Genomic DNA, 12,581 nt, shown 5'->3' with positions numbered 1-12,581 from the left:
CGCCTATTGCGGGAGCTTGCCGACGGTGATCTCGATCGCCGAAAAATAGGCGGCGAGGTCTTCGATATCGGCGTCGGACAGCGATGGCGCAACCACCGACATCGCGTCGTTCTTTCGCGTGCCGGATTTGAATGCCTGCAGTTGGGTAACGAGATATGGCTCGGTTTGACCGGCGATGTTCGGCGCGTCCGGGGTTTTCGATAGCCCGTCGAGGCCATGACAGGCCTGGCACATCAGCGCCTTGGTGCGGCCGGCCTTGATGTCGCCGGCACTGCACATGCTGCCGCCTGCCGCGAGCAGACAAACCGAAGCAATCAGCCGGACGATCACCGGGGTCGTCCCTGGATGTGGCGAAATCACTTTAAACCCTCGTGAGCCTGTCGCGTGAAAAGGTGAATGGCTCCCGATCAGGGAGCCATCCATCGATCTCAGATCATTATTTGCCGTCGTACCAGATGCGATACAGCGCACCAACGAGATCGTCCGAGACCAGCAGCGAGCCATCGGGCAATTGCGCGACGTCGACGGGACGGCCGAGATAATAGCCGTTGTCGTTCCAGCCCTCCGCGAACGGCTCGGATTTTCCCGCGACATGGCCATCCTCCTTGACGTAGGTGACCAATAGCCGTGCGCCAACCGGCGTGGTCCGATTCCAGGAACCATGCTGGGTCGAGAAAATGGCGCCCTGATATTTCTTGGGGAACATCGAGCCGGTGTAGAAGATGAGGCCGAGGTCCGCCGCATGGGCCGCCTGTTCGACTTCAGGAAACACCACATTGGCGGGCGGGGTGTCGTTCTTGTACTCCACGGTCCGGGTATGACCACCGCCATACCAGGGAAAGCCGAAATCCTGACCCGGCGCGGTGATGTGATCCATCTCACCGGGCGGCTGTTCGTCACCCATGCCGTCGACCTGGTTGTCGTTGGTCCAGAGCGACTTGTCCTTCGGGCTGAAGTCCATGCCGACCGGATTGCGGAGCCCCACCGCGTAGACCTCGCGATTCTTGCCGTCGCGATCCATGCGGATGATTCCGCCCATGCCGACCTTGCGATAAAGGTCGAACTTGTCCTTTGCCGGCACGTTGTAGGGTTGGCCCAGCTGAATATAGAGCTTGTTGTCCGGTCCGACTCTGCAGACCCGCGCAGTATGGTTGTAGCTCTCCTCGGATTTCGGGATCAGCTCGCCCTCGGGTACGACGGCGCCTGCGACGACGTCGGCGCTTTCATAGAAGAACTCGGCGGCGGCGTATTCCAGCACGCGATTCTGCTCCGCGATGTACAGGAAGCCGTCTTTCGAGAAGCACACGCCGTTGGGAATTTTCTTCGGCAGGGTCGGCGCGAACTCCTTCACCTCGTCACCCACGCCGCCGCGCGAGCGATCGGTCACCACCCAGACCTTCGACTTGCGTGTGCCCACAAAGGTTGCGACGCCCTGCGGGCCGACCGCAATATGGCGGGCGTCCGGCACCAGCGCGTAGAGCGAGATGTGGAAGCCCGGAGGCAGCTTGATTTTGGTAAGGTTTTGCTTGACCTGATCGGCTTTCTGGCCGGTCTGCGGGACTTCAGGCCAATCAGCCGTGCTGCCGGTCTGATGCATCGCGCCTAATGTGTCGAGTGCGTTCGGAGCCGGCGGCGCCGGCTGTGCAGCAGCCGGCCATGCGGCCAGCGTTGAGATAGCCACCGTCGCTAGCAAATGAAGCTTCATGGATGCCTCCCTTGGATGCCCCCAATTCTAACGGGTGATCACCCGCTGTCGGGGAATACCGCTATCAATGCGCTGGTCAGGCGTATTGTCAAATGGCAGGCGTTATATGGAGGAAGAAATGACGGCCCGGCGGTCACGCGATCGGCGTCGCCTGTGGAGAGCGACCGGGCCCGTAATTCTTCCGCATTTTCAAAGCGGGAGCGGAAGTTCGACGACCGGCATTTCCTTAGTTTAGCTATCTAGGGTGAACGATCGATGCCGCAACGCACGCTTGCGATATTTCGCTCGTGGACGTAGCTTCGCCGGCGTTCGGCGTTCACGCCGCAAACAGCTGGAGATCTCAAAATGGCCTGGAAAGCACCGAAGATCGTTGAAGTGCCGGTCGGCATGGAAATCAACATGTACGCTTGCGCAGCGCGCAAGTAAGAGACTTCGCAACCACTGGCCCGGCTCCGGAAACGCCACACATTTTGTGTTGCCGTTGCTGGAGTCGCGGCGTTTTCAGCTACTTCTTCTTCACAAATTTAGCAAAAGCTTCCGCGTAATCAGGATGCCATCGCGAAAGTGCCGGCCGGTTCTCGACGATGTCACCCGCCGCCCACAGGATGCGCCGCTCATCGAGCTTCCTCGGCACATCATTGTCCGGACACAGGATATAAAAATCCCCAGCGTTGATACCTTCGATCATGAAGTCGACGGTCTGCTCCGGCGTCCAGGCGCCGGCCGGCTTCTCGGTGCGGCCCTTGGCGGTAAGGCCGGTGAAGACGAAACCGGGGATCAGCAGATGCGCGCTGATCTGGCTGCCTTCCGCGTTTCGCAATTCGTGTTGCAGCGCTTCCGTGAAGGCTTTCACACCCGCCTTGGAAACGTTGTAGGCGGGGTCGCCGGGAGGCGTGGTGATGCCCTGCTTGGAGCCGGTATTGATGATCAGGCCCGGCCGCCCGCGTTCGATCATGTGCGGTGCGAACACCTGCGAACCGTTGATGACGCCCCAGAGGTTGACAGCGAGAACGCGCTGCCAATTCTCCGATGGACCGAACATCTTGCTGCCGGGCTGAACGCCGGCATTGTTCATCAGGATATCGGTGCCGCCGAAGCGTTTTTGTACTGCGCTTTCCAGCCCCGCGACGTCTTCGGCACGGCTGACGTCAACGGCCGCCACCATGATGCTGTCGGGGCCGCCTGTCGCCACAGATGACAATTTCGTTGCAGCTTCGGCGAGGCGGTTGGTCCCGAGATCGGCGATGCAGACTTTCATGCCGAGGCGGCCAAACCGTATCGCGGCGGCGAGTCCAATGCCGGAAGCACCTCCGGTGATTACGGCAACATTGTTTGGCGAAATCGCGGCATGTGGCACGGGCGTTCTCCGGACGAAAATGTGGCAACACTAACTAGGCTAACACGATCTGACCGCCACGTACGAAACGGCATGGGAGGTCTTCGTTTGACGCTCTCTACAAACGGCGAGCGTGCTTTACGGTTTCGCGCAGCCGTTGTACAATTTTGAATATAACGATCCGAATGCCGGCCGATATATTACCGGTCGATCTCAAGGGAGTGCAGACATGGCTGTGACGCAAGCGATTCCGATAACGCGCCATCCTTATGCGGATGGTTCCTACAAGAAAATGCTGATCGACGGCAAATGGGTGGACGCTGCTTCCGGCAAGAAATTCGAGACGCATAATCCCGCGACCGGCGAATTGCTGGCGACGGTGGCCGAGGGCGACGCGGAGGATATCAATCGCGCCGTTGCCGCCGCACGCCGCGCCTTCGAAGGACCGTGGAGCAAGGTCAAGCCGTTCGAGCGGCAGGCCCTGCTGCTCAAGCTCGCCGATCTGGTCGAGAAGAATTTTGAAGAACTTTCGCAGCTCGACACCCTCGACATGGGCGCGCCGATCAGCCGCACCCGCGGCAACAAGCTGCGCGTGCTCGGCATGCTCCGGTATTACGCGGGGCAGGCGACCTCGCTGCTCGGTGAGACCATCGAGAACTCGCTGCCCGGCGAGGTCTTCTCCTACACGCTGAAGGAGCCCGTCGGCGTCGTCGGCGCCATCATTCCCTGGAACGGTCCGCTCGGCGCCAGCGTCTGGAAGATCGGCCCCGCGATCGCGACCGGCTGCACCGTGATCCTCAAACCGGCGGAAGAGGCGCCGCTGACCTCATTACGTCTGGCGGAACTCGCGATGGAAGCAGGCATTCCGCCTGGAGTCGTCAACGTGGTGCCGGGATATGGCGAAACCGCGGGCGCGGCCCTTGCCTCGCATTCCGGTGTCGACAAGGTCGCCTTCACCGGTTCGCACGTCACGGGGCAGTCGATCATCAGGGCTTCGGCCGGCAACCTCAAGCGCGTGTCGCTCGAGCTTGGCGGCAAATCGCCTGACATCGTGTTCGCCGATGCCGATCTCGATCAGGCGGTCCCGGGCGCGGCGATGGCGGTGTTCGCCAATTCCGGCCAGATCTGCAGCGCAGGCACCCGCCTGTTCGTCGAGCACAAGATCTATGACGAGTTCGTCGGCCGCGTTGCCGAATATGGCAAGAAGCTGCAGGTCGGCAACGGCCTCGATCCCAATACGCAGATCGGACCGCTGGTGTCGGAGCAGCAGTTGGAGCGTGTGTCCGGTTACCTCGCCATCGGCCAGAAGGAAGGCGCCAAGGCGCTCGCCGGCGGCGCCAGGCTGACCGAGGGTGCGCTGTCGAAGGGGTACTTCGTGCCGCCGACCGTATTCGCCGACGTCCAGGACAACATGCGGATCGCGCAGGAAGAAATCTTCGGACCGGTGATTTCGGCGATTTCGTTCAAGGACGGCGACGATCTGATCCAGCGTGCCAATGCCACGTCCTTCGGGTTGGGCAGCGGTGTCTGGACCACTAATGTCAGCAAGGCGCATCAGGTCGCGAAGGCGCTCCGCGCCGGCTCGGTCTGGGTCAATTGCTATCAGGCGATGGATCCAGCGGTGCCGTTCGGCGGCTATAAGATGAGCGGCTATGGCCGTGAGTCAGGCAAGCAGCACCTGGAAGAATATCTCAACGTCAAGGCGGTCTGGATCAAGACCGGCTAGGCAACCGCAAGCGTTGTTACATTCGGGAGTGGCGGTTTTGGCTGCCACTCCCTTTCCTTTTTCTCGTCGATACGATTCTTACCGGCTTGCGCTTTTCTTCGGCCGTCCGATGTCGGACCGCAAGGCCGCGAGTTCCTTCTTGACCGCGCTAGCCGCGTCGCGCTCGATCTTGCGGTAACGCGCGACCAGCGAGACGCCGAATGGCGTCAGCACGGCGCCGCCGCCGTTCTTGCCGCCGGTCTGGCGTTCGACCGCGGCATGGCGGCAGATGCGATTGATCTCGTCCACCAGATCCCATGCCCGCTTATAGGACATGTCCATCGCGCGCCCGGCAGCCGAAATCGAGCCGCAGGCGTGAATGTTTTCCAGCAACTGGATCTTGCCCGGCCCGATGCGGCCCTCCGCGTCAAGGTCGATGCGAACACTGAGGGACGGAAGCGCCCTGTCGCTGGATTTCTGCATGGATAACTTGCTCTGTCGGTCTGTGATGGCAGATTGCCACTGAAGCCTTTTGCGAACAAGATGAACCGGTACCATATCCAGACGACAGAAAATCTTTTTGGGGCAGGCATGAAATACCCTTTGCTGTTTTCACCGCTGCAGATCGGACCCTACCAGCTCAGGCATCGCATCGTGATGGCGCCGTTGACGCGAATGCGGGCGGCGAAACCGAGCCTCGCGCCGCGGCCGCTCAATGTGGAATATTACAGCCAGCGCGCCACGCCGGGCGGCCTGATCATCGCGGAAGCCTCGCCGGTCATAGCGACGGGATTCGGCAATCCCGGCGTCCCCGGCATTTATTCGGACGCGCAGATCGACGGCTGGCGCCAGGTTGTCGATGCAGTTCATGACAAGGGTGGTGTGATCTTCCTCCAGCTCTGGCATGTCGGGCGCGTCTCGCATTCCTCGTTGCAGCCCGGAGGTGCCTTGCCGGTTGCGCCGTCGGCGGTGCCGATCTCGGCAGAACTGAAGACGATGACGGCGGACGGAAAGCCCGCGCAATATGAGACGCCCCGGGCGCTCGAGACCGGCGAGATCGCGAGCGTCATCGAGGCCTATCGGCAAGGCGCGCGCAACGCGCTCGCGGCCGGGTTCGATGGCGTCGAAATCCATGGCGCCAATGGCTATCTGATCGAACAATTCCTGCAATCGCGCACCAATCTGCGCACCGACCAATATGGCGGATCGATCGAGAACCGCGCGCGCTTCCTGATGGAGGTCACGCGTGCCGTGATCGAAATCTGGGGCGCCGACCGCGTCGGCGTGCGGCTGTCGCCCTATGGCATCGCCAACGACAGCGGCGAGGCCGATCCGATGCCGCTTTACACCCATGTCATCAAGTCGCTCGATCCGCTTGGTCTTGCCTATCTGCATTTCATCGAGCCGCGCTCAAGCGGGGCAGGGCGGGCCGAGGTCAACCATCAGAACGTGCCTTCGGCGATGGTGCTGTTTCGGCCGATCTGGAGCGGCAAGCTGATTACCGCCGGCGGTTTTACCGGCGAAACCGCGGAAGCCGCGATTGCCGCCGGTCACGCCGATGCGATCGCGTTCGGGCGTATCTTCATTTCAAACCCGGATTTGCCGCGCCGCCTCGCGCGCGGATACCAGCTGACGCCCTACAATCGGGCAACTTTCTATGGGGGCGAGGAGACGGGCTATACCGATTATCCTGAGCATGACGAACTGGAGCAGGCGTGACGTCACTGCGAGGCGATACGGATGAGGCCGTCGTTCCGGGGCGCGAGTGAAACGAGCGAACCCGGAACCTCGAGATTCCGGGTTCGATGCTACCGCATCGCCCCGGAATGACGAGGAACGTAAATGGCAAAAGCAGCCAGAACAGCAGGTATCGCGACCGGCCAATGCCTGTGCGGCAAGGTCTGCTTCGAGATCGATGTCCCGGCCCGCTGGGCCTTTCACGATCATTCGGCAGCAAGCCGCCGCGCGCATGGCGCTGCTTACGCCACCTATGTCGGAAGCTGGCGCAAACGATTCCGCATCACCAAAGGCGACGCCAATATCACCCGTTACGAGGACAAGACTTCAAAGATCGCACGGAGTTTCTGTGCGCATTGCGGCACGCCGCTGTTTTACGAACGTGCGCGTTCACCACACATGGTGAATATTTCGCGCGCGCTGCTCTCGGCCCGGACCGGCCGGCAACCGCTCTACCATCTCGCGATCGAGGAATTGCAGGAATGGGCCTATACCGGCGAGCCGCTGGTGCCGCTGAAAGGTTTTCCCGGTGTGGTCTGGCAACGTTCGAAAAAGAAGAAGCGCATCGACCGTGAAGGGATGTTCTAGCCAACGTCTCTGTTGAATTTTATGCGCCGGTTAGCCTGCCCTCATTTCGTATCCCTCCAAACCCGCAAAAGCCCGATCGAGCCGTTGCGCGGCGGTCGCGAGTTTCGCAGGTCGTATTGAGCCAGGCCCGATCGGCGGCGAGGTGAGCGCGCCCCAAAAGATCCTGCCTGTTTTATGCATTCCTGGTCCTGACCGCACCTTGGCGGGTGCCATCGCTCCCGGCAGCGCAGGGCAGCCATGATTGGCCTCCATTGATCTTACCCTCGGAGATCGGCCATGTTGTCGCCGATCCCGGCGGCAACGGCCGCGGGCTGGAGGAGACATATGAAGAATCGCATCACCGGGCGCTCGGCGTTCCTCGCCTTGCTCAAGGACGAGGGAATTACGCATCTGTTCGGCAATCCCGGCACCACCGAGCTGCCGATCATGCACGCCCTCAAGGATCATCCCGATCTCACCTATGTGATGGCGATGCAGGAAAGCCTGGTGGTCGCGATCGCCGATGGCTACAGCCGCGCCTCCGGGCGCCTCGTCGCCTGCAACGTCCACGTCGCGCCGGGGCTCGGCAATGCGATGGGTTCGCTGTTCAATGCCAAGTTCACGGGCACGCCGATGATCCTGACTGCCGGCCAGCAGGAGCAGGGTCATGGGTTGATGGAGCCGGTGCTGTACGGGCCGCTGGTGCAGATGGCCGAGCCGTTGGTGAAATGGGCCGTCGAAGTCACGCGTCTGGAAGACCTGCCACGTATCGTGCGCCGCGCCGCCAAGATCGCGACCACGCCGCCGACCGGGCCGGTGTTTATTTCGCTGCCCGGTGATATCCTCAACGCGGAAGCCGGCATCGAACTCGGCCGCTCGACCCGCGTTGATGCGCGCGTCAGGCCTTCCGATGAATCCTTGCAGGCGCTGGCGCAGCGTATCCTCCGGGCGCAAAATCCGGTCATCATCGCGGGCGACGAGATCGTGAAAAGCGATGCGCTGCAGGAAGCCGCTGCGCTGGCGGCGACGCTCGGCGCTCCCGCCTATCAGTGCTCGACGCCTTATGGCGCGCAATTCCTGTCGGAAAGCCCGTGCTTCATGGGCGCGCTGTCACGCCTGCAGAAGCAGGTTCGCGACGTGCTGTCGCCGTACGATCTGATGATCGTGCTTGGCGCCGATCCCTTGCGCATGTCTGTCTATAGCGAGGTCGACCCGTTGCCCGATGGGATGTCCATCGTTCAGGTCGGCCTGGTCGACTGGGACCTTGCCAAGAATTATGGCGCCGAGATCGCGCTGAAAGCCGATGTGAAGGAAACGCTCCGTGCATTGATCCCGGCACTGAAGGCCGCGGGCGGCTCAGCGCTCGAAGCCCGCGCCAAACAGGGTATCGCCGCGCTGGCGTCGAAGAACTGGACCGTGCGGCGCAAGGTGCTGGTCGAAGAGATATCCAAAGCAAGGGATCGCTCGCCGATCGATCCGGACTGGTTGGCGTTGCAGGTGGTCGAAGCGATGCCCGAGAATGCCATTCTTGTCGATGAAGGCCTGACATCCTCGCGACAGATAACCGCGCTGCGTCCGCACCGCGATCGCTACGGTTATCACGCGCTTGCATCCGGCGGCATCGGCTGGGGACTTCCGGCTTCGGTCGGTGTGAGCCTGGCAAATCCCGACCGGCCGGTGGTGTGCTTCTCCGGCGACGGCAGTTCGATGTATTCGATCCAGGCGCTGTGGACCGCGGCCAATCACAAGCTGCCGCTGACTTTCATCATCGTGAACAATGGCGGCTATCGCATCATCAAGCAGCGGTTGCTGGCGTTTCACGGCGACGATCATTATGTCGGCATGGATTTTGTCGATCCGCCGGTGGATTTCACCGGTATCGCAAAATCGCTCGGGCTGGAGGCAATCAAGGTCACCGACCCCAAGGAGTTGAAGTCCACATTGTCGTCGGCGTTCAGCAGGCCTGGAACGAAATTGATCGAGGTGGTGGTCAATAATTCGGTGAATTGATCGCGATTTATCTAACTGTCATTCCGGGGCGATGCGAAGTATCGAACCCGGAATCTCGAGATTCCGGGTCTGGTGCTAGCGCACCATCCCGGAATGACGGACAGGTGGGCTGCGTCACTTCACTTCGCCCACGATGACATCAATCCAAAACTTATTCCGCAGCTCTTGCCGCCTGCGGCCGATATTGTGCTGCCGGATGCGGCGCGGCGAGCCGTGCGCGGCCTTGGCCGAACAGTTTCTCCCGCAACGTGCCTGTTCGGTAGGCGCTCTTGTAGCGTCCACGCTTAGTCAATTCCGGGACCAGCATGTCGCTGATATCCTCAAAATCGCCGGGCGAGATCGCAAAGGCGACGTTGAGGCCATCGACATCGGTCTGCTCGAACCAGGCCTCAATATCGTCGGCGACTTTATCGGGCGTGCCAACCACCACAGGGCCGATGCCGCCGATACCGACGTGCTCGGCAACCTCGCGCACGGTCCAGACCCGATCCGGATCGGCGCGGGTGATGTTGTCCATCGCAGTGCGGCCGGCGTCGTTCTGGACGTGGCGCACTTCCTGATCGAGATCGTAGGTCGAGAAATCGACGCCGGTCCAGCCGGACATCAGCGTGAGCGCACCCTCGGCGCTGATGTGTCGGCGATACTCGGCGTATTTAGCCGCAGCTTCGGCTTCGGTGCGTCCGAGGATGATCGTCATCATGCTGAACATCAGGATTTCAGCCGGGTTGCGGCCGAACTCCGCGGCGAGGGTGCGAATGGCCGCGACACGCGGCGCGATGACCTTGGCCGATGGGCCCGACATGAACACGCATTCGGCGTGCCGGGCGGCGAATTGCCGTCCGCGTGGCGAGGTGCCGGCCTGGTACAGCACCGGCGTGCGCTGCGGCGACGGCTCGCTCAAGTGAATGGCATCGAGCCGATAATTCTTTCCCTCATGCTGGATGCGATGCACTTTCGAAGGGTCGACAAAGATGCTCCGGGCGCGGTCGCGCAGCGCCGCATCGTCTTCCCAGCTTCCTTCCCAGAGCTTGTAGACCACCTCCATATATTCGTCGGCGACATCGTAGCGGTCGTCATGCGCGGTCTGCTTGTCCTTGCCGGCGCCGCGGGCCGCGCTGTCGAGATAGCCCGTCACCACGTTCCATCCGATCCGCCCCTCCGTGAGATGATCGAGCGTCGACATCCGCCGCGCGAACGGGTAGGGCGGTTCATAGGACAGATTGCTGGTAACTCCGAAGCCGAGGTTCTCGGTCACAGCCGCCATCGCCGGAATCAGCAGCAAGGGTTCATTGGCCGGCGTTTGCGTGGCGTTGCGCAGTGCCGCGTCCGGACTGCCGCCGAACACGTCATAGACGCCGAGCACGTCGGCAAGAAACAGCCCGTCGAACCGTCCGCGCTCCAGCGTTCTCGCCAGATGAGTCCAATAGGGCAGCCGATTGTAGTCGGCGGTGCGGTCGCGCGGATGGGTCCATAGCCCCGGCGATTGATGCGCCACGCAGTTCATGGCGAAGGCGTTGAGCCGTATTTCTTTTGTCATGATTGAAACAGCTTTTGAGGCCCAAAGAGCCGCGATTTCCCCGCCCTGACAATGGCATTCCAGCCCGGTCGCATCAAGCGACGGCGGTAGCCGCCTCTGAGAAGTCGCTGGGGGAGCAAATCGCTCTAGGCAATTAGTACGGCGAGCACCCGAAACGCTCGGCGCATCCCTTGTCATCGGCCGATTTTATAGCCCAGAATGACGTCCAAACATCGCAACGCTTTGCGTTGGCTCGATCTATGCAGGCAACCAGCCGGTCAGCCTGACCATTGGGAGCAGCAGTCAAGGCTTTTCGACCCAGGATATCCCAGCAAGGAGAGCACGAATGAAACACCAGCGCATGATTGGCCTTACGCTCGCCGCGGCATTCTTCATGGGGCAGGCGAATGCCGAAGAACTGACAGGTACGCTGAAAAACATCAAGGAAACCGGCGCGATCACCTTAGGCTTTCGCGATTCCTCGATACCGTTTTCTTATCTGGACGATAATCAGAAGCCGATCGGCTTCGCCATGGACATTTGCTACAAAATCGTCGACGCCGTGAAAAAGGAGCTGAAGCTCGACAAGCTCGAGGTCAAGCTCAATCCGGTGACGTCATCGACCCGCATTCCGCTGCTGGCTAACGGCACCATCGACCTCGAATGCGGTTCGACCACCAACAATGCCGAGCGTCAGAAGCAGATCGCCTTCACCAACACCCACTTCCTGACCGCGAGTCGCTTCGTCTCCAAGAAAGCCGGCAAGATCAACTCGATCGACGATCTAAAAGGCAAGTCGGTGGTCTCGACCGCAGGCACCACTAATATCAAGCAACTGACCGAGGCTAATGTCGCGCGCAACCTCGGCGTCAACGTGATCGCAGCCAAGGATCACGCCGAAGCGTTTTTGATGGTCGAGACCGATCGCGCCGTAGCGTTCGTGATGGATGACATCCTGCTGGCAAGCCTCGTTGCCGGGTCGAAGGATCCGGACGCGTATGTCATTTCGACGGATGCCTTCTCGAAGCCCGAACCCTACGGCATCATGCTGCGCCGGGATGATCCCGCCTTCAAGAAGGTGGTCGATGCCGCGACCGCGGAGCTCTACCAGAGTGGCGAAGGTCAGAAGCTCTATGACAAGTGGTTCATGCAGAAGATCCCGCCGAAGGGATTGAATCTCAACACGCCGATCGGACCGGAGCTCAAGCACGAATTCGCCAAGCCATCGGATTCGCCTGACCCCGCTTCCTACACGGCGATGTAAGGCTTCGTGAACTATCACTGGAACTGGCGCATTTTCTGGGAGCCGGCCCCCGATGGGACCGGCACCTATCTTCACATGCTGTTGTCGGGACTGGTGGTGACGATCGAGACCGCGATCTGCGCCTGGATCATTGCGCTCGTATTCGGATCGATCGTCGGCGTCATGCGCACCTTGCCGTCGAAGACCGCGTCTCGGATTGGCTTTGTCTATGTCGAATTCTTCCGCAACATGCCGCTATTGGTGCAGTTGTTTCTCTGGTTCTTTGTGTTGCCGGAGCTGTTGCCGCGGGCAGGCGGACTTTGGCTGAAGCAGTTCCCTAACGCGCCGTTCTATACGGCGGCGATCGGCATCGGACTATTCATGTCGGCGCGCGTCGCCGAGCAATTGAGGGCGGGCATCGGATCGCTGCCGCGCGGACAAAAGCTCGCCGCCACCGCGCTTGGCCTGACGACGGCGCAGGCCTATCGCTATGTGCTGCTGCCAATGGCGTTCCGCATCATCATGCCGCCGCTGACTTCCGAGTTTCTCAACACCATCAAGAATACCTCGGTGGCGATCACGATCGGCCTGGTCGAACTGACCGGCGCGGCACGGTCGATGCAGGAATTTTCCTTTCAGGTGTTCGAATCCTTCACCGCCGCAACGGCGCTGTATCTCCTGATCAATGTCGTCGTCGTTATCGCCATGCGCCTGCTCGAGCGCGGATTGGCGGTCCCCGGTTACATCAGCGGGAAGTGAGCC

Annotated in this window: 12 protein-coding genes; 7 read left to right on the top strand and 5 right to left on the bottom strand. The window is 61.1% G+C overall.

Annotation, left to right across the window (positions count from 1 at the left end):
* Positions 1–3: 3 nt before the first annotated feature.
* The gene (locus BLV09_RS18475; protein WP_146688371.1) at positions 4–330 is read right to left on the bottom strand and encodes a c-type cytochrome; all 327 of its coding nucleotides are present in this window, start codon (positions 328–330) and stop codon (positions 4–6) included.
* 106 nt (positions 331–436) lie between these two features.
* Positions 437–1,705, bottom strand: coding sequence for a PQQ-dependent sugar dehydrogenase (locus BLV09_RS18470; RefSeq protein ID WP_146688370.1), 1,269 nt, complete (start codon positions 1,703–1,705; stop codon positions 437–439).
* Positions 1,706–2,050: 345 nt separating this feature from the next.
* Here BLV09_RS18470 and pqqA point away from each other — a divergent pair, with 345 nt between their 5' ends.
* Positions 2,051–2,131 (top strand): pyrroloquinoline quinone precursor peptide PqqA, encoded by an 81-nt coding sequence (gene pqqA, locus BLV09_RS18465; protein WP_012029362.1) that lies wholly within the window; start codon positions 2,051–2,053, stop codon positions 2,129–2,131.
* 79 nt (positions 2,132–2,210) lie between these two features.
* On the opposite strand, the gene BLV09_RS18460 is transcribed toward pqqA, so the two are convergent.
* Positions 2,211–3,062, bottom strand: a complete 852-nt coding sequence (locus tag BLV09_RS18460; protein WP_146688369.1) for an SDR family NAD(P)-dependent oxidoreductase — start codon at positions 3,060–3,062, stop codon at positions 2,211–2,213.
* Between the two features lie 208 nt (positions 3,063–3,270).
* Here BLV09_RS18460 and BLV09_RS18455 point away from each other — a divergent pair, with 208 nt between their 5' ends.
* Positions 3,271–4,767 carry an aldehyde dehydrogenase family protein gene (locus BLV09_RS18455; RefSeq protein WP_146688368.1) on the top strand — a complete coding sequence of 499 codons (1,497 nt, stop codon included), beginning with the start codon at positions 3,271–3,273 and terminating at the stop codon, positions 4,765–4,767.
* 78 nt (positions 4,768–4,845) lie between these two features.
* Here BLV09_RS18455 and BLV09_RS18450 read toward each other — a convergent pair whose 3' ends face one another.
* Complete coding sequence (locus tag BLV09_RS18450; RefSeq protein WP_146688367.1) at positions 4,846–5,229, bottom strand: winged helix-turn-helix domain-containing protein; 384 nt, start codon at positions 5,227–5,229, stop codon at positions 4,846–4,848.
* 108 nt (positions 5,230–5,337) lie between these two features.
* Here BLV09_RS18450 and BLV09_RS18445 point away from each other — a divergent pair, with 108 nt between their 5' ends.
* From BLV09_RS18445 to BLV09_RS18435, 3 genes are all read left to right on the top strand, one after another.
* Entirely contained in the window at positions 5,338–6,465 is a 1,128-nt protein-coding gene (locus BLV09_RS18445) for an alkene reductase (RefSeq protein WP_146688366.1), read from the top strand.
* 123 nt (positions 6,466–6,588) lie between these two features.
* Positions 6,589–7,071, top strand: coding sequence for a GFA family protein (locus tag BLV09_RS18440; protein WP_146688365.1), 483 nt, complete (start codon positions 6,589–6,591; stop codon positions 7,069–7,071).
* A gap of 324 nt (positions 7,072–7,395) precedes the next feature.
* On the top strand, positions 7,396–9,060 hold the full coding sequence (locus BLV09_RS18435) for a thiamine pyrophosphate-binding protein (protein WP_146688364.1): 1,665 nt from the start codon (positions 7,396–7,398) through the stop codon (positions 9,058–9,060).
* 151 nt (positions 9,061–9,211) lie between these two features.
* On the opposite strand, the gene BLV09_RS18430 is transcribed toward BLV09_RS18435, so the two are convergent.
* A complete protein-coding gene (locus BLV09_RS18430) occupies positions 9,212–10,597 on the bottom strand; it encodes an LLM class flavin-dependent oxidoreductase (RefSeq protein WP_146688363.1) in 1,386 nt (461 codons plus the stop codon).
* A 325-nt stretch (positions 10,598–10,922) separates the two neighbouring features.
* On the opposite strand from BLV09_RS18430, the gene BLV09_RS18425 reads away from it, so the two are divergent.
* Together BLV09_RS18425 and BLV09_RS18420 are read left to right on the top strand one after the other, a co-directional pair.
* A complete protein-coding gene (locus BLV09_RS18425) occupies positions 10,923–11,840 on the top strand; it encodes an amino acid ABC transporter substrate-binding protein (RefSeq protein WP_146688362.1) in 918 nt (305 codons plus the stop codon).
* Between the two features lie 6 nt (positions 11,841–11,846).
* Positions 11,847–12,578, top strand: a complete 732-nt coding sequence (locus BLV09_RS18420) for an amino acid ABC transporter permease (RefSeq protein WP_146688361.1) — start codon at positions 11,847–11,849, stop codon at positions 12,576–12,578.
* The last annotated feature ends 3 nt before the right edge of the window (positions 12,579–12,581 follow it).

Origin of the sequence: Bradyrhizobium canariense (assembly GCF_900105125.1) — a bacterium.
GTDB lineage: Bacteria > Pseudomonadota > Alphaproteobacteria > Rhizobiales > Xanthobacteraceae > Bradyrhizobium > Bradyrhizobium canariense_A.
Note: the sequence above shows the minus strand (reverse complement) of the source record. Positions and strands in the feature narration are given on the sequence as shown.

Bases quoted from the DNA above. Each gene is read 5' to 3' on its own strand.
- BLV09_RS18470 (WP_146688370.1), bottom strand. From the start codon at position 1,705: ATGAAGCTTCATTTGCTAGCGACGGTGGCTATCTCAACGCTGGCCGCA.
- pqqA (WP_012029362.1), top strand. From the start codon at position 2,051: ATGGCCTGGAAAGCACCGAAGATCGTTGAAGTGCCGGTCGGCATGGAA.
- BLV09_RS18455 (WP_146688368.1), top strand. From the start codon at position 3,271: ATGGCTGTGACGCAAGCGATTCCGATAACGCGCCATCCTTATGCGGAT.
- BLV09_RS18450 (WP_146688367.1), bottom strand. From the start codon at position 5,229: ATGCAGAAATCCAGCGACAGGGCGCTTCCGTCCCTCAGTGTTCGCATC.
- BLV09_RS18445 (WP_146688366.1), top strand. From the start codon at position 5,338: ATGAAATACCCTTTGCTGTTTTCACCGCTGCAGATCGGACCCTACCAG.
- BLV09_RS18440 (WP_146688365.1), top strand. From the start codon at position 6,589: ATGGCAAAAGCAGCCAGAACAGCAGGTATCGCGACCGGCCAATGCCTG.
- BLV09_RS18435 (WP_146688364.1), top strand. From the start codon at position 7,396: ATGAAGAATCGCATCACCGGGCGCTCGGCGTTCCTCGCCTTGCTCAAG.
- BLV09_RS18430 (WP_146688363.1), bottom strand. From the start codon at position 10,597: ATGACAAAAGAAATACGGCTCAACGCCTTCGCCATGAACTGCGTGGCG.
- BLV09_RS18425 (WP_146688362.1), top strand. From the start codon at position 10,923: ATGAAACACCAGCGCATGATTGGCCTTACGCTCGCCGCGGCATTCTTC.